The sequence below is a fragment of the Erwinia sp. SLM-02 genome, assembly GCF_037450285.1.
Taxonomy (GTDB): domain Bacteria; phylum Pseudomonadota; class Gammaproteobacteria; order Enterobacterales; family Enterobacteriaceae; genus Erwinia.
Genome location: NZ_JAQISN010000001.1, coordinates 2082367 through 2097364 on the forward strand (window position 1 = coordinate 2082367; position 14998 = coordinate 2097364).

15 protein-coding genes and 1 tRNA gene are annotated in these 14998 nt (G+C 56.8%); 9 read left to right on the top strand and 7 right to left on the bottom strand.

The window, feature by feature from the left end; genetic code table 11:
* Window positions 1-14: 14 nt before the first annotated feature.
* Entirely contained in the window at window positions 15-503 is a 489-nt protein-coding gene (locus tag PGH32_RS09725) for a hypothetical protein (RefSeq protein WP_314423323.1), read from the bottom strand.
* Window positions 487-1296 carry a transcriptional regulator gene (locus PGH32_RS09730; protein WP_337893891.1) on the bottom strand — a complete coding sequence of 270 codons (810 nt, stop codon included), beginning with the start codon at window positions 1294-1296 and terminating at the stop codon, window positions 487-489. Before PGH32_RS09730 ends, PGH32_RS09725 begins: the two co-directional genes overlap by 17 nt.
* 839 nt (window positions 1297-2135) lie before the next feature.
* Here PGH32_RS09730 and PGH32_RS09735 point away from each other — a divergent pair.
* The 8 genes from PGH32_RS09735 to PGH32_RS09770 all read left to right on the top strand — a co-directional run bounded on the left by PGH32_RS09735 (window position 2136) and on the right by PGH32_RS09770 (window position 9328).
* Complete coding sequence (locus PGH32_RS09735) at window positions 2136-2690, top strand: helix-turn-helix transcriptional regulator (protein ID WP_314423329.1); 555 nt, start codon at window positions 2136-2138, stop codon at window positions 2688-2690.
* Window positions 2691-2721: 31 nt separating this feature from the next.
* Window positions 2722-3264 (top strand): type 1 fimbrial major subunit FimA, encoded by a 543-nt coding sequence (gene fimA, locus PGH32_RS09740; protein WP_314423331.1) that lies wholly within the window; start codon window positions 2722-2724, stop codon window positions 3262-3264.
* A 72-nt stretch (window positions 3265-3336) separates the two neighbouring features.
* On the top strand, window positions 3337-3876 hold the full coding sequence (locus PGH32_RS09745; RefSeq protein WP_337893892.1) for a fimbrial protein: 540 nt from the start codon (window positions 3337-3339) through the stop codon (window positions 3874-3876).
* 54 nt (window positions 3877-3930) lie between these two features.
* Window positions 3931-4635 (top strand): fimbria/pilus periplasmic chaperone, encoded by a 705-nt coding sequence (locus PGH32_RS09750; protein WP_443112748.1) that lies wholly within the window; start codon window positions 3931-3933, stop codon window positions 4633-4635.
* 80 nt (window positions 4636-4715) lie between these two features.
* Window positions 4716-7352: a fimbrial biogenesis usher protein gene (locus tag PGH32_RS09755; protein ID WP_314423340.1), complete on the top strand. Its 2637-nt coding sequence runs from the start codon at window positions 4716-4718 to the stop codon at window positions 7350-7352.
* Between the two features lie 10 nt (window positions 7353-7362).
* Window positions 7363-7890, top strand: coding sequence for a fimbrial protein (locus PGH32_RS09760; RefSeq protein WP_314423343.1), 528 nt, complete (start codon window positions 7363-7365; stop codon window positions 7888-7890).
* Window positions 7891-7902: 12 nt separating this feature from the next.
* Entirely contained in the window at window positions 7903-8406 is a 504-nt protein-coding gene (locus PGH32_RS09765; RefSeq protein WP_314423346.1) for a fimbrial protein, read from the top strand.
* A 16-nt stretch (window positions 8407-8422) separates the two neighbouring features.
* Entirely contained in the window at window positions 8423-9328 is a 906-nt protein-coding gene (locus PGH32_RS09770) for a fimbrial protein (RefSeq protein WP_314423349.1), read from the top strand.
* A 21-nt stretch (window positions 9329-9349) separates the two neighbouring features.
* Here PGH32_RS09770 and PGH32_RS09775 read toward each other — a convergent pair whose 3' ends face one another.
* Together PGH32_RS09775 and phoA are read right to left on the bottom strand one after the other, a co-directional pair.
* Window positions 9350-10510: a low temperature requirement protein A gene (locus PGH32_RS09775; RefSeq protein ID WP_337893894.1), complete on the bottom strand. Its 1161-nt coding sequence runs from the start codon at window positions 10508-10510 to the stop codon at window positions 9350-9352.
* Window positions 10511-10573: 63 nt separating this feature from the next.
* The gene (phoA, locus tag PGH32_RS09780) at window positions 10574-11977 is read right to left on the bottom strand and encodes an alkaline phosphatase (RefSeq protein ID WP_314423355.1); all 1404 of its coding nucleotides are present in this window, start codon (window positions 11975-11977) and stop codon (window positions 10574-10576) included.
* A 247-nt stretch (window positions 11978-12224) separates the two neighbouring features.
* Here phoA and PGH32_RS09785 point away from each other — a divergent pair.
* Window positions 12225-12312, top strand: a tRNA-Ser gene (locus PGH32_RS09785).
* 138 nt (window positions 12313-12450) lie between these two features.
* Here PGH32_RS09785 and PGH32_RS09790 read toward each other — a convergent pair.
* The 3 genes from PGH32_RS09790 to PGH32_RS09800 all read right to left on the bottom strand — a co-directional run bounded on the left by PGH32_RS09790 (window position 12451) and on the right by PGH32_RS09800 (window position 14827).
* Complete coding sequence (locus PGH32_RS09790) at window positions 12451-13194, bottom strand: amino acid ABC transporter permease (RefSeq protein WP_337893895.1); 744 nt, start codon at window positions 13192-13194, stop codon at window positions 12451-12453.
* A gap of 1 nt (window position 13195) precedes the next feature.
* Window positions 13196-13909 (bottom strand): amino acid ABC transporter permease, encoded by a 714-nt coding sequence (locus tag PGH32_RS09795; protein WP_337893896.1) that lies wholly within the window; start codon window positions 13907-13909, stop codon window positions 13196-13198.
* A 78-nt stretch (window positions 13910-13987) separates the two neighbouring features.
* Entirely contained in the window at window positions 13988-14827 is an 840-nt protein-coding gene (locus tag PGH32_RS09800; protein WP_337893897.1) for an ABC transporter substrate-binding protein, read from the bottom strand.
* Between the last annotated feature and the right edge of the window lie 171 nt (window positions 14828-14998).

Consider the following 14998-nt stretch of genomic DNA (forward strand, 5'->3'; position numbering starts at 1 on the left):
ACGTTTTGCACCATTCAGTTCTGCACGCACATCAGTGACGGTGAATACACGCCCTGCAGCACAAACGCATTCCCCAGCGCTTTGATTTTAATATAGCGCCCGTGCGCCCGATCGGGGCTGATCAGCACCTGACTCATCACTTCATCGGAAGCATTATCCGCATCCCGCCTGGACATGGTGATCCCAGTCAGGTGATAGATCCCATCCTTTTGTTGCTGATAGTCAAAGCCATAAGAACGTTCAACGTGGTAGGAAACGGCATTCGATTTCACCGTGCCGGAAACATTAAAATATCCTTTACCCTCGCTGCCCATTCGCAAATAAGAGTTTAACCCCGCAGAGAAGTTGAAGGCGTCAGAGTCCACGATCAGATAGCCGGTGCAGTCAAACCCCGCTTTTTTAGTCGGTGACAATAATAAGAAGCACAGGATAACGATGGCCAGTACCACCCCAGCCGACAGGATAAAAATCAACTTTCCCGAAATGTCATTGCGTAATTTCATAGTCTGCTCTGTAATAATTTTCGCACGATGAGAAATTCCTGTTTTTACCGTCGGTATAATTACAGCGGGAAATAAAAATACGACCTTTTTTATCGGTCAACACCGGTTCGGAAACGCGAACAAAATAAATACTGTTGCCGGAACACAGCATACCTTTAGTGGCAATAATATTTTTCAATACGGCGAGTGATTTCTCCGACTCGTGGGGCGTAAAACTTCTCACCGGGCAGTTATCGATATAACCCAAAGGCCAGGTCATCTCATTTTGCCTGCCGCTATCGCCCAGTTGATAACTGATGATAACAGCCGCTATCAGCACCGCGAGCGTCAAAGAAAGCAGCGCTATTTTTCTCCCTCCCCCGGAACGGTTAGCGGCAGGCAATTTATCGCGTGCGGGATTATCCCCGACTGAGTTAGCGGACGGATCGCTTTCTTCAGGGGTCAGGCTCGCTTCCTGCGGTTCAGAAACCGGCCCAGCAGCTGGGTCTGTCCCCGGTTCATCACCCGGCACAATTAACGATTCATTCGCCCTGATGCCGTCTTCATTTATCTCCACGGCGACCGTTTTAGAAAACATAAAACCCATTTTCGGCACGGTAATAATGAACTCATCCGTATAGCCCAGGTTTTTGAAGAGCGCTCTGAGGTCTGAAATGTATTTGTAGAGGCTGTTGCTGGAGGTCGACAGTCCGTAAGCATCCCACACCTTTTCCAGAAGTTCGTCTTTTGATACGACCTGTCCTTTATGCTGCAGAAGATAACGTAACAGCCTGCCCGTCGTTGCGGTTAACATTACGCTGGACTCGTCATCTGTCCATACTCGCCCGTCTTCATCTCTGAAAAAAATCGACTCCTGAATCCTGTAAATCATCCCTCAGCCTTAGAATTATTTAAGCACCGGATCTGTAAAGTAAAAGTACACCATAACGCCGCAGTTTTTTTGACTAAAAGCCCTGGTATAAAACCTTACACCCAGCATTTAAATCCAAATTATTGATGATTTTAAATACAAATAACCAGTTTTGATTTCAGGTGATAATCTTTACCCCATCGAAACGCACTGGACGCAACGGATTCTACCCAACGTGAAGTCGAGTGAGTGATGACGGATACGCAGCTTTAATCCACGAAATTTGATGCAGAACATAAACAAAAGGAAAGTGGCACAACGCACAGAAGTTAACGCAAGGCCGCTTTCAACGATAAATAGCAGAAAAATGTCCCGATAAAGAAAAACATAATGCAAAGGATGCGAAATAACCGATGTTAAGAAATTCTTACGCATCATGATTATTAAGGTTGTAACGGCGATAAGGCAATAAGCACATAACGCTAGTAAAGGAGCCACGTTAAAGGTTAAAAAAAAGCGCTAAGTAGGGGAATATTACCTAAGAAAATTCCAATACTAAGAACATGCCTATTGCTTAAGGCTTAAACGATAATCACAACCTATCAATGAAGGAGTGGATTATCCTTGAAAAAGGATAATTTAATGAACTTAAACATTATTAAAAGTGGTAATTTTGAAACTTAATACCACAATACACTAACAAGGCAGGTTGAATGACTGCTTTTGACCCAAAGCGGTAGATGAAGATATTCAAAATGTTAAATTACTGCGGAGTTATTGATATGTCGGGCACACAGGGAATAAGAGTCGATATCATGGAACTGAATTCAGGTGCAAAAATATCAAGGAATGTTTTATCCCAGGACCAGTATTTTACCCTTGGTCTGATGGAACTGCTCGGCACTGATTTTCTTGAAGCATTTTACCAGGTTGTTGATCTGGATTTTAATGACATAAATGAATGTAAGGATCTGCCTGCTTCCCGAAAAAAGACGGTGGCCTTCGCTTCCAGCGACCTCGCCTATTACAACTCTGAGCTCTATGCCGAAGTTGCCGTTTTGGATAAAGGAAGCAGCCTGAAGGAAATTATTTCTTTTTTTGCAAGTGAAAACACGCTTGGAAATTATCACATTAAATTCAATTTGACGCATCGTGAAAGACAGATGTTAAATTTGATAAAAAAGGGAGAAAGCAATAAGGAAATAGCGTCAAAGTTTGGCGTAACGCTAAAAACCATTTATTCACACCGGCGAAATCTGATGATGAAGCTGGGGTGCGAAAACCGAATTATGTTCCACAAGTTGTTTTTAAAAAACCGGCTTATTACTTCTGCGTAATAGCCCCCCAATATGATAAAGGAAATATATCATGAAAAAATTAGCGATTGTTGTTCTGTCTGCCCTGTCTCTGACCTCTACTGCTGCTCTGGCCGCGACCACCACGGTTAACGGCGGTACGGTTCACTTTAAAGGTGAAGTGGTCAACGCAGCCTGCGCAGTCGACGCCGGTTCAATGGACCAGACCGTCCTGTTAGGCCAGGTGCGCTCAGCAAAACTTGCCGCTACCGGTGATACCAGCTCTGCGGTGGGCTTTAACATCCAGCTGAATGACTGTGATACCACCGTTGCCACCAAAGCAGCCGTTGCGTTCTCGGGCACCACCATTAACAGCGCTAACCCGGATGTTCTGGCACTGCAAAGCTCCGCTGCGGGTAGCGCAACCAACGTGGGCGTGCAGATCCTCGACAAAACCGGCACCCCTTTGAAGCTGGACGGCGCTGACTTCAGCAACGCCACCGTGCTGAATGATGGCACCAACGTGATCCCATTCCAGGCACGCTACTTCGCTACGGATGCGGCGACCGCCGGTACCGCGAACGCCGATGCCACCTTTAAAGTTCAGTACGAGTAACAGACTCATCGCGCAGGGAAGCGAGACGGGCCAGGATGGCCCGCTATCCGCAACGGGAGTGGGGTGAAAAGAATGCAAAGGATGAAATCGGGTCTGTTGATATTGCTGTTACCGCCGCTGGCGCTGGCGGGAAATCAGTGGCACGTCACCTTACCCGGCGGAAGCATGCGTTTTCAAGGGATCGTTATCGCCGAGTCCTGCCGCGTTGAAGCGGGCGACCGACAGATGACGGTCAGAATGGGCCAGATTAGCAGCAACCGGTTTCATGCCGCCGGCGAAGACGCCAATCCGGTGCCTTTCGATATCCGGCTTCAGGAATGCAGTACGGCAGTAAGCCAGCGCGTCGGTGTGGCCTTTCACGGCGTGGCCGATGGCAAAAACCCTGAGGTGCTCTCCGTGGGAGAAGGACCGGGGATCGCAACCGGAATTGGGGTTGCCCTGTTTGATAAGGATGACCGACCGATCGCCCTCAACGCGCCGCCTGACAAATGGACGCGCATATATACCGGGCTGAATACGCTGCACTTCGTCGCGAAATATCGGGCCACGGGCAATCAGGTTACCGGCGGCATCGCCAATGCTCAGGCCTGGTTCTCCCTGACCTACCAGTAATTCACAGCATTGATACCGCCAACAGAACACACGGTGAATGCAAAAGGAAATAACATGAAAAAAACACTTAACTTCACTCGCGGCCTGTTGGCTGGATTATTGATGGTGGCCGCAGCGGGTCTTATCCCCCAGGCAGAAGCCGGTGTTGCACTGGGCGCTACCCGGGTGATTTATCCTGCGGGCCAAAAACAGGTTCAGCTGGCTGTCACCAATAATGATGACAGCAGCACCTATCTTATCCAGTCCTGGGTTGAAAACAGTGACGGAGTGAAGGATGGCCGCTTCGTCATTACGCCGCCGCTGTTCGCTATGCAGGGTAAAAAAGAGAATACCCTGCGCATCATCGACGCCACCAATAATCAACTGCCGCAGGATCGCGAAAGCCTGTTCTGGATGAACGTGAAGGCCATCCCGTCCATGGAAAAATCCAAACTCAGTGAGAACACCCTGCAGCTGGCGATTATCAGCCGCATCAAGCTCTACTATCGTCCGGCGAATCTGCCAATGCCGCCGGAGCAGGCCGCGGAGAAACTGAGATTCCGCCGCAGCGCGGGCAGCCTGACGCTGATTAACCCGACGCCGTACTTCCAGACCGTGACCGAAATCAACGCCGGTACGCGGATCCTGGAAAACGCGCTGGTGCCGCCGATGGGCGAAGTCACCATCAAACTCCCCGCGGATGCAGGCAGCGACATTTCCTGGCGCACCATTAACGACTACGGCGCCCTGACCCCGCGCATTAAAGCCGCCATGCAGTAAATCGATGGGGAGAGGTGCTCTCCCCTTCCCCCACTGAATAAAAAGAACTGACTGCCGGGCGACTTCGGACCGGAGGGACTATGCCACATCTGAAATATGGACTCGATCGCTTGGCTTTCCGACGCGCACTGAGCACTGAAACCCGACCTGCCCGCACACTCTCACGCCTTTCCGCAGCCCTTTTACTGGCTTCGCAGACGTTTTCTGCCCAGGCTGAGATTTACTTTAACCCGCGTTTCCTGGCGGACGATCCTGCCGCCGTGGCGGATTTGTCCGGCTTTGAAAAAGGCCAGGAAGTTCCCGCCGGCACCTATCGCGTCGATATCTATCTGAACGACGGCTATATGACCACCCACGACGTGACGTTTAATCCGGGGGAAAACGGTAACGGCCTGGCGCCCTGTCTGACCCGCGTTCAGCTCAGCGATATGGGGGTCAATACCGCCGCTATCGCCGGCATGGAGCTTCTGGCAAATGAAACCTGCGTTGCGCTGGCGGAAACCATTCCCGATGCCACCAGCCGTTTTGACGTCGGTCAGCAGCGGTTGTATTTGACGATCCCGCAGGCCTATATGGGCAGCCACGCGCGCGGCTATATCCCGCCGGAGCTGTGGGATAACGGCATCAACGCCGGTCTGCTGAACTACAACTTCACCGGAAACAGCGTGCACAACACCGTCGGCGGCAGCAGCAACTATGCCTGGCTGAACCTGCAAAGCGGGCTGAACATCGGTGCCTGGCGCCTGCGTGATAACACCACCTGGAGCTACAGCAGCAGCGGCAGTTCCAGCAGCAATGAGAATAAATGGCAGCACGTTAATACCTGGCTGGAGCGCGACATCACCGCATGGCGTTCGCGCCTGACGCTGGGCGACAGCTACAGCAACGGGGATATTTTTGACGGCCTTAACTTCCGTGGCCTGCAGCTGGCTTCCGACGACAATATGCTGCCGGACAGCCAGCGGGGCTTTGCGCCTGCGGTGCACGGTATTGCGCGCGGGACGGCGCAGGTTTCGGTCAGGCAAAACGGCTATGAGATCTATCACAGCACCGTGCCGCCGGGCCCGTTCACCATTAACGATCTCTATGCGGCAGGCAGCGGCGGCGATCTGCAGGTGACCATCAAAGAGGCGGACGGCAGCAGTCAGGTTTTCACCGTGCCCTACTCTTCCGTGCCGATTTTGCAACGCGAGGGGCGCACCCGCTACGCCTTCACCGCCGGTGAATTCCGCAGCGGCAACGGCCAGCAGGAAAAACCCGGTTTCGTCCAGGGCACCCTGATGCACGGGCTGGCTTCCGGTTTTACGATCTACGGCGGCACGCAGTTAGCCGATCGCTACCGCGCCTTTAACCTTGGCGTGGGTAAAAACATGGGCGAGTTCGGCGCACTGTCGCTGGACGTTACTCAGGCTAACGCCACGCTGCCCGATGACAGCGATCATCAGGGGCAGTCGATACGTTTTCTCTATAACAAGTCCCTCAGCGAAACGGGAACCAATTTCCAGCTGGTGGGTTACCGCTACTCGACGCGCGGCTTTTTTAGCTTTGCCGATACCACCTATAACCGGATGAGCGGCTACAGCGTGGAGACTCAGGACGGCGTCGTGCAGATGAAACCGGTCTTCACCGATTACTACAACCTTGCCTACAGCAAGCGCGGCAGAATTCAGGCCAGCATCACCCAGCAGCTTGGCCGCACCGCGACGGCCTATCTCAGCGGAAGTCATCAGACCTACTGGGGCACCGGCGGCGCCGATGAACAGCTCCAGCTTGGGGTGAATACCGCGGTGGATGATATTAACTGGACGGTGAGCTACAGCCTGACAAAAAACGCCTGGCAGCAGGGGCGCGACCAGATGCTGGCCCTGAATCTTTCGATCCCGTTCAGCCACTGGATGCGTTCCGACAGTACCTCCGCCTGGCGTCACGCCAGCGCCAGCTACAGCATGTCGAACGATCTTAACGGCCGCACGACCAGCCTCGCCGGGCTTTACGGCACCGTGCTGGAGGACAACAACCTGAGCTACAGCATGCAGACCGGCTACGCGGGCGGCGGCGAAGGCAGCAGCGGCAGCAACGGCTACGCGGCGCTGAACTATCGCGGCGGCAATGCCAACGCCAACGTCGGCTACAGCCGCAGCGAAAACATTAACCAGTTCTACTACGGCCTGAGCGGCGGCGTGCTGGCGCATGCCAACGGCGTCACGCTGAGCCAGCCGATGAACGACACGGTGGTACTGATTAAGGCACCGGGAGCCGGGAGCGTCAAAGTGGAAAACCAGACGGGTGTGCGCACCGACAGCCGCGGCTACGCCGTACTGCCTTATGCCACGGAATACCGCGAGAACCGCATTGCACTGAGTACCAACAGCCTGGCGGACAACATCGAGCTGAATGATGCCGTTGCCAGCGTGGTGCCGACGCACGGTGCCATCGTTCGCGCAGAGTTTAAGGCGCAGGTCGGCATGAAGCTGCTGATGACGCTGACCTATCAGGGCAAGCCGGTGCCGTTTGGTGCCATTGCCACCGCCGCAGACGGCCAGAGCAGCAGCATCGTGGCCGACGGTGGCCAGGTGTATCTCAGCGGCATGCCGGCGGCGGGCAAGGTGCAGGTGAAATGGGGAGACGGCCCGAACGCCAGCTGTCAGGTTGACTACCGGCTGGCGAAAGAAGAACAGGATCGGGCATTAAGCCAGCTGTCGGCGGTGTGCCGCTAAGGAAGCCATGATGAAAAAATCACTTTATCTGCTGAGCACCCTCACGCTGCTGGCCGCCACCGGCGCCGGCGCCGCGGACAGCAGCATCACCATCAGCGGCTACGTGCGGGATAACGCCTGCACCGTGGCGGGTGAATCGAAAGACTTTACCGTCGATCTGATGAACAACGCGAGCCGCCAGTTTCATGCGGTGGGCGCCACGACGCCGCCCGTGCCGTTCCATATCCTGCTGTCGCCCTGCGGCAGTTCGGTGACGGCGGTCAGGGTCGGTTTTACCGGCGTCGCAGACAACGACAACGCCGCCCTGCTGAAGCTCGACGGCGGCGCGGCCTCGGCAGCAGGAATGGGCATTCAGATCCTTGACGCTCAGCAGAGCATGCTGCCGGTAAATGCCGCTTCATCGAGCATTCCGTGGACCACGCTGACCCCGGGCCAGGCCAACACCCTGAATTTTTACGCCCGGCTGATGACCACGCGGCTCCCGGTTACCGCCGGGCACGTGAATGCCACTGCCACCTTCACGCTTGAATTTCTGTAACGGGAGACGGAAATGACTTTAACCCGAAAAGGATGGCTGCTGGCGCTGATGCTGTCGGCCGCTTCCCCCACACTGCAGGCCGCAGACGTGAGCATTACCGTCAACGGCAAAGTGGTGGCGCTGCCCTGCGTGGTTACCACTAAAAATGCCGCCGTTGATCTGGGCGACCTCTATACCTTCAGCCTGGCCTCAGCCGGTGCGGCATCGGCCTGGCACGACGCCACGCTGAATCTGAGCAACTGCCCTGCCGGTACGTCACGCGTAACGGCCAGCTTCAGCGGCACGGCCGATGCCAGCGGCTATTACAAAAATCTGGGCACGGCCGGCAATATCCAGCTTGAGCTACAGGATGATGCGGGCACCCTTCTTAATACCGGTACGAAAAAATCCGTGCAGGTGGACGGGACAACCCAGTCCGCCCTCTTCCCCCTGAAGGTCAGGGCGCGGACGGTTAACGGCGGCGCCACCCAGGGCACTATCCAGGCGGTGATTAGCGTCACCTATACCTACGCCTGAATTCGGAGAAACAACAGTGAAAAGAATCATTACCCTGCTGACCGCGCTGCTGCTGATGAGCTGGTCTGCCAACGTGCTGGCGTTTGCCTGCAGAACTGCGTCGGGTGCGACGATCCCGATCGGTGGCGGCAGTGCCAACGTCTATGTGAACCTTGCCCCGGCGGTCAGCGTCGGGCAAAACCTGGTGGTCGACCTGTCGACGCAGATTTTTTGCCATAACGATTACCCGGAAACGATGGTCGACTATGTGACCCTGCAGCGCGGGTCGGCTTACGGCGGCGTGCTGTCGAGCTTTTCCGGTACCGTCCGATACAACGGCTACAGCTATCCGTTTCCGACCACTGCGGAAACCTCAGCGGTGAGCTACACCTCAAAAACCGACAGGCCGTGGCCAGCCGTGCTGTATCTGACGCCGGTCAGCACCGCCGGCGGCGTGGCGATCAAAACCGGATCGCTCATCGCCATTTTGATCCTGCACCAGACCAATAACCGGGACAGCGATTCCTTCCAGTTCGTCTGGAATATTTACGCCAATAATGACGTCGTGGTCCCGACGGGCGGCTGCGATGTGTCTGCCCGAAACGTCACGGTCACGCTGCCGAACTATCCTGCCTCGGCCGCCGTGCCGCTGACCGTCAGATGTGCGCAAAACCAGCAGATCAGCTACTATCTTTCAGGGACCACGGAAGATGCCGGGAACTCGATTTTCACCAACAGCGCCTCGGCGTTGCCGGCCCAGGGTATCGGCGTGCAGATGACGCGCAGCGGTACCATTGTCCCTGCCAACCAGTCGGTTTCGATGGGAACCGTTGGCCCATCCGCACGCGATCTCGGACTGACCGCCAACTATGCGCGCACCAGCGGCGAGCTGACGGCGGGCAACGTGCAGTCGATCATCGGCGTCACCTTTACCTATCAGTGACGCATCAGACATCGCGCCAGCCTAAGCCACATGACGGCGGCGCGAGACACTCTCCCACCCGGCGACCACCACCATCACTACGGTGGTCAGTCCGTTGACCATCAGGCGATCGGTGCTAAACGCAATCGGGATCAGCCCCGCCAGGGCCACCAGTCCGCCAATATGCGACAGCGGAAAACGGCGATACACCAGGAATTTATAGATGGCGTTCGCCAGCAGATAGGCCGCCGGGCCGAGCAGCAGCACCGCCGCATCCGCGACGGTGATATGCCCATCCGGATGGACGATCACCAGCTCGTTGGCCACCGCACAGACGATAATCGCCCCCACCAGCACCACGTGGACATAGTGAAAGCGCGCGCCCATCTGCCCGGGGTTATCAGCCTGCTGGATCGCGTGGCTGCCCGCCTTACTGCTGGTATCAAAGTACACCCACCACATCGCCAGGCTGCCGACAAAGGCCACCAGCGAGGCAATGACGATCGGCATACTCCAGGCTTCCAGCTCGCTCAGCGTGGCGCCGGTGATCAAGATGGTTTCCCCCAGCGCAACGATCACAAACAGCTGGCAGCGCTCCGCCAGATGATGGCCGTCAATGGTCCATTCACGGCTGCTGTCCGAGCGGCCCAGTCCGGGCAGCGGGAAGCCGAGCATCGGTGAAAAATAGATGCAGCAGACGCCAATCGCCCACAGCGTCATCCTCTCGCCCCCTTCAAAGAAGCAGCCGAGGATCCAGAACACGGCGGAGATGCACATCCAGCCGAGAATACGCTGGAAGTTACGCACCAGCAGGTGCCCCTTCGGCAGCAGCCACAGCGTGACCGCACTGCGCCCCACCTGCAGCGCCACATAGCACAGGGCAAACATCCAGCCGCGCTCGCCAAACGCCTGCGGCATTGCCGATGAGGCAAACAGGCCGAGCAGCATCAGCACAAACAGCAGCAGACGGATTGGGCGGGTTTCCGGATCGAACCAGTTGGTCACCCAGGTGGTGTACTGCCAGCCCAGCCAGACGGCGAACCACAGCAGCAGCGTTTCCAGTGCGCCGACGAGCGTTAAATGATGCAGGAGGTAGTGCGAGAGTTGGGTAACGGCAAAGACGTAGATCAGATCAAACAGCAGTTCGGAAAAGGTGACCGTAGCACCGTGACCATCACGGGTGCGCAACAGGCTTTGCGGCATAGGAAGATTCCTGAAAGGGAGCGTCACTGAAATAGTAGCGAAGCTCCCGTTACAGGTGAATATTTACTTAATATCTAAGGCCGCTTTCATGGTGTAGAACAGATCGGTCTGATCGGTCAGGCCCACCACGTTCGCCGCATGCGGGCCGTAGGCGGCAATACGCAGCTGGGTTCCGGTGTGGCCCTGCGAATCTTCCTCTGAGTTGCCGTAGCTGATGGTCATCAGCCCACCTTCACGGGTGTTCAGCGTCTGCGTCAGGCCCGGCGCCTTGCTGTCGTTGGCAATAATCTGGCTGGAGTGAGCATGGTCGGCGGTAACGATCACCAGCGTGTTGCCGTCTTTAGCGGCAAACTCCAGCGCTTTCTGCACGGCTTCGTCCAGATCCACGGTTTCGCCAATCTGGCCGCACGGGTTAGCCGCGTGATCCTGTTTATCGATCGATGCGCCTTCCACCTGCAGGAAGAAGCCCTGCGGCTTATCTTCCAGCAGCTGAATCGCCTTTTCGGTCATCTGCGCCAGCGTCGGCGTAGAAGCCGGCCGCTCGGCATTTACTTCACAGGTGACGGGCTTGCCATCGAGGTTGCCGTGGTAGGTCGCCTTTGGCCCCTTCCAGCGTACCGGCATATTGCCGTCGGCGAACAGCCCCAGCACCGGCTTAGCGTCATCGGCCACGGTCAGGGCATTCATGCCGTCGAGATCGTTCACCAGCTGATAGCCGCGCAGTTTCGCCTGCTCCAGCAGGGTTTTGCCCTGCCACTCACCGGCTTTCGCCGATTCACCAAAGGTTTTACCGCCGCCGCCGAGGGTGACGTCGGCGCGGGCGTTCAGCAGCTGCTCGGCGATCGAACCCTTACCGCCCTTCTCCAGCGCGTTGCTCTGGCAGAGTTCGCTGGTCTTCTCCGGGCCGTAGCACTTGCGTGACGTGACGTGCGCAATCTGCGCCGCCGGGGTGGCATCTTCCAGTTCGGCGGTAGAGACGTTACCGGTCGCCTTGCCGGCGGCTTTCGCCAGCTCCAGCAGGGACGGATGATCCTTGCCGTTGACGTCGACGCCAATCGCGCCGTTGTAGGACTTCACGCCGGTGGCCCAGGCGGTAGCGGAAGCGGCGGAATCGGTCACGTAGTCGGGTTTGTGGCTCTTTTTATCCAGCGCGTAGTGGGTGTACTGGCCGGTTAACGGCAGCGCATCGATGCCCTTAAAGAAACCGCCCGCCCCTTCGGCGTAGTTACGCGCGGCGGTTATTTCAGAATCACCCATGCCATCCCCAATCAGTAAAATCACGTTTTTAGCGGTTTTACTGGTCAGCGAGGCTTTAATCGCCTCGGTCTGATCGCCGGTCAGGCGACGCGCGCCACCCGGTTCGGTGATATCGCCCTGTGCGGCACGATTCCATGTGGCAAGGTCCGCCGTCGCGGTGGTGCAGACCAGCGCGGTCAGCAGCGAAAGGGCAAAGGCTTTTTGTTTCATTGTTACGATCTCCATGAATAAATTTTTCTAAAGATTTCAGGGAGTCAGTCTGCGACACAACAATGTCAGTTCCGTGTCTGTTCGATGACGATAAGATGACAATGCCTGCGCCCGTTCTGCCGGCGAACATCCGCTGCTCAGGAGTTAACCGAACGGAAGCACAGGGAAAAATACTGCTTGACCCGTAACAGCTGACTGCCTATAGTAGCGCCCCGTTGCCCCCTGCGGGTGATGAGTTTGACAATATGGTGAGGTGTCCGAGTGGCTGAAGGAGCACGCCTGGAAAGTGTGTATACGGCAACGTATCGAGGGTTCGAACCCCTCTCTCACCACCATATTTAAAGAGAAAGCCTGAGCGAAAGTTCAGGCTTTTTTTTATGCCTGTTTCTCAGCGAGAGAGGGGCGAGAACCCTCGACAGGGTTCGACAAAACGGCAGGGTTCGACAAAACGGCAGGACTGACGTTTTGCCCTGTTAACCCACGTTAAGGCTTTTTTTCTGTCTGCTCCACCCGCGCCAGCCGCGCTTCTGCAAACGCCCCTGCGCGCTGAAGCGACGATTCGCCAGGCTGGCGAGCGTATCCAGCGACTGGCACAAGACAAAGTAGACCAGCGCCACAAACAGAAATACCTCCATCGGGTAGACCATGCTGCGGTTGTTGACCTGCGTCGCCAGAAAGGTCAGCTCGCCCACGCCGACGATATAGGCCAGCGACGTATCTTTGATCAGCGCAATCCACTGGTTGATAAAGGACGGCACCATCATCCGCAGCGCCTGCGGCAGGACGATCGTCAGCAGCGTCTGCCAGCGGGTCAGCCCCAGAGACAGCCCGGCCTGCCACTGGCCTGCCGGGATCGCCGCAATCCCCGCTTTCACCGCATGGGCCAGATAGGCCGAGGCGATCAGCGCCAGCGCGCAGACCACCGTGGTGATTTCCGGGATCTCAACGCCAAACACCATCGGCAGCAGGAAATAGGTCCAGAAGATCAGCATAATCACCGGGATGGCGCGGAAGAAGCCCAGCACCGCCGCCAGCAGCCCGGCTGCCACGCCGCGCGACATCGCCAGCGCCACCCCAAGCACCGTGCCCAGCACTGCCGATGCCACACCGGCCATCAGGCTGATGGCCAGCGTTAGCGCCGCCCCGCCCAGCGGACCGTCCGGCCAGGTGCCCCACAGCATATAGCCCAGATTATCGTGAATAATGGTGAAATCCATTTTAGTGCCCCTCCAGCGGTTTACGCTGCTGTCGCCACATACCCCACCCTTCCATCAGCGCGATAATGCCAATGTAGAGCACCGTCGCCACGCCAAACGCCTGGAAGGTGCGCAGGGTTTCGGTTTCCACCTGGCGGGAGGCATAAGACAGTTCGGCCACGCCAATGGCCATGGTCAGTGAGGAGTTCTTGATGACGTTCATGTACTGGCCCAGCAGCGGCGGCAGCGCAATTTTCAGCGCCTGCGGTAAGACGACGTAGCGCATCGCCTGCCATCCCGTCAGCCCCATTGCCAGCGCGGCAGCTTTTTGCCCGCCCGCAACGCCGCGGATACCGGAACGGATCTCTTCGGCGATAAAGGCGGAGGAGTAGACGGTCAGGCCGAAGAAGCCGGCAAGAAACTCAAACGACGGCCAGCTGAACGGACCGGCCTGGTGGGGAGTATTGAGCCAGTCCATGGCGGCTCCCGGCAGGATCTGCCCGGCGGCGAAGTACCAGAAAAACAGCTGTACCAGCAGCGGGGTGTTGCGAAAAAGGGAACTCCACGCCGTCGCCAGCCAGCGCAGCGGGCTGAGGCTGCTGTCGCGCATCGTCGCCAGCACAAAACCGAGCAGCGTCGCGGCCACGCCCGCGCAGGCGGAGAGCCACAGGGTCAGCAGAAATCCCTGCCACAGCCAGTTGAGGTACTCAGGCGCCAGCAGCCAGTCCAGGTTCATGATCTGTCCTTGTTTTAAAAAATGCATCAGGGGCGCAGCAAGCTGCGCCCCTCGGGTCTCTCACCGACGAACCATTCGTCAGGCTTCAGGCTGCTGGTCCAGCGGCGCGATTTTGAACTCGCCGCGCGGCTGTGCGGCATTGGTTTGCGGACCGAACCAGCGGTCGTAAATTTTCACCGCCTCGCCGTCTTTTTCCAGCTTAATCAGCGTGTCGTTGACCGCGCTGGTCAGACTGTCTTCCCCCTTCGGGATCCCCACGCCCTGGTACTCTTTGGTCAGGCTGAACGGCGAAATTTCAAACTCCGCCTTCTGCGCCGCCGGCAGGTTGCCGAGCAGACCGACCAGTTTGGCATCGTCCTGGGTGATCGCCTGCACGTTGCGGTTACGCAGCGCCACGAAGGCCAGCGGAGTGTCATCGTAGGAGATCACTTTGGCGGTCGGATAACGTTCACGCAGGGTGATCTCCTGCACCGTACCTTTGTCCGCGCCGATGCGCAGGGTTTTGATATCGTCCGGGGTTTTCAGCACGCCTTTACGGGCGATAAATTTCTGGCCGGTGGCGAAGTACGGCACGCTGAAATTCACCTCTTTGGCCCGCTCGTCGGTGATGGTGAAGTTAGCGGCAATCAGATCCACCTTCTTCGATACCAGCAGCGGAATGCGGTTAGCCGGGTTGGTGGCGCGAAGCTCGACTTTCACCCCCAGCGCCTTGCCGATGGCTTCGGCGAAGTCCACATCATAGCCCACCAGCTTTTTGCTTTGCGGATCGATGTAGCCGAACGGCGGGTTGCTGTCGAACACCGCGATGCGCACCACCCCGGCCTGCCTGATATCATCAAGCTTGTCGGCCTGGGCGGCACCGGCGGCGAGGCCGGTCAGACTGGCGAGCAACGTTAAGACCAAAGCGCGATGTTTCATTGAAAGCTCCTGAATGGTTGAAGTCCTGCACGCAGATAAGCTAACAAGGGCCATCCGGCTCCGGAAATAATTTAAAGGACTATGTTTATGTTTTTTATCTATTTGTAATATCTGAACATATTATGTTCATCATCTTGCTCACCCGATAACGGACCTCCGGAATCCGCAGGG

Excerpts from the sequence above, each read along its gene's own strand:
- PGH32_RS09725 (WP_314423323.1), bottom strand. The coding sequence starts at position 503 with ATGAAATTACGCAATGACATTTCGGGAAAGTTGATTTTTATCCTGTCG.
- PGH32_RS09730 (WP_337893891.1), bottom strand. The coding sequence starts at position 1,296 with ATGTTAACCGCAACGACGGGCAGGCTGTTACGTTATCTTCTGCAGCAT.
- PGH32_RS09735 (WP_314423329.1), top strand. The coding sequence starts at position 2,136 with ATGTCGGGCACACAGGGAATAAGAGTCGATATCATGGAACTGAATTCA.
- fimA (WP_314423331.1), top strand. The coding sequence starts at position 2,722 with ATGAAAAAATTAGCGATTGTTGTTCTGTCTGCCCTGTCTCTGACCTCT.
- PGH32_RS09745 (WP_337893892.1), top strand. The coding sequence starts at position 3,337 with ATGCAAAGGATGAAATCGGGTCTGTTGATATTGCTGTTACCGCCGCTG.
- PGH32_RS09750 (WP_443112748.1), top strand. The coding sequence starts at position 3,931 with ATGAAAAAAACACTTAACTTCACTCGCGGCCTGTTGGCTGGATTATTG.
- PGH32_RS09755 (WP_314423340.1), top strand. The coding sequence starts at position 4,716 with ATGCCACATCTGAAATATGGACTCGATCGCTTGGCTTTCCGACGCGCA.
- PGH32_RS09760 (WP_314423343.1), top strand. The coding sequence starts at position 7,363 with ATGAAAAAATCACTTTATCTGCTGAGCACCCTCACGCTGCTGGCCGCC.
- PGH32_RS09765 (WP_314423346.1), top strand. The coding sequence starts at position 7,903 with ATGACTTTAACCCGAAAAGGATGGCTGCTGGCGCTGATGCTGTCGGCC.
- PGH32_RS09775 (WP_337893894.1), bottom strand. The coding sequence starts at position 10,510 with ATGCCGCAAAGCCTGTTGCGCACCCGTGATGGTCACGGTGCTACGGTC.
- phoA (WP_314423355.1), bottom strand. The coding sequence starts at position 11,977 with ATGAAACAAAAAGCCTTTGCCCTTTCGCTGCTGACCGCGCTGGTCTGC.
- PGH32_RS09790 (WP_337893895.1), bottom strand. The coding sequence starts at position 13,194 with ATGGATTTCACCATTATTCACGATAATCTGGGCTATATGCTGTGGGGC.
- PGH32_RS09795 (WP_337893896.1), bottom strand. The coding sequence starts at position 13,909 with ATGAACCTGGACTGGCTGCTGGCGCCTGAGTACCTCAACTGGCTGTGG.
- PGH32_RS09800 (WP_337893897.1), bottom strand. The coding sequence starts at position 14,827 with ATGAAACATCGCGCTTTGGTCTTAACGTTGCTCGCCAGTCTGACCGGC.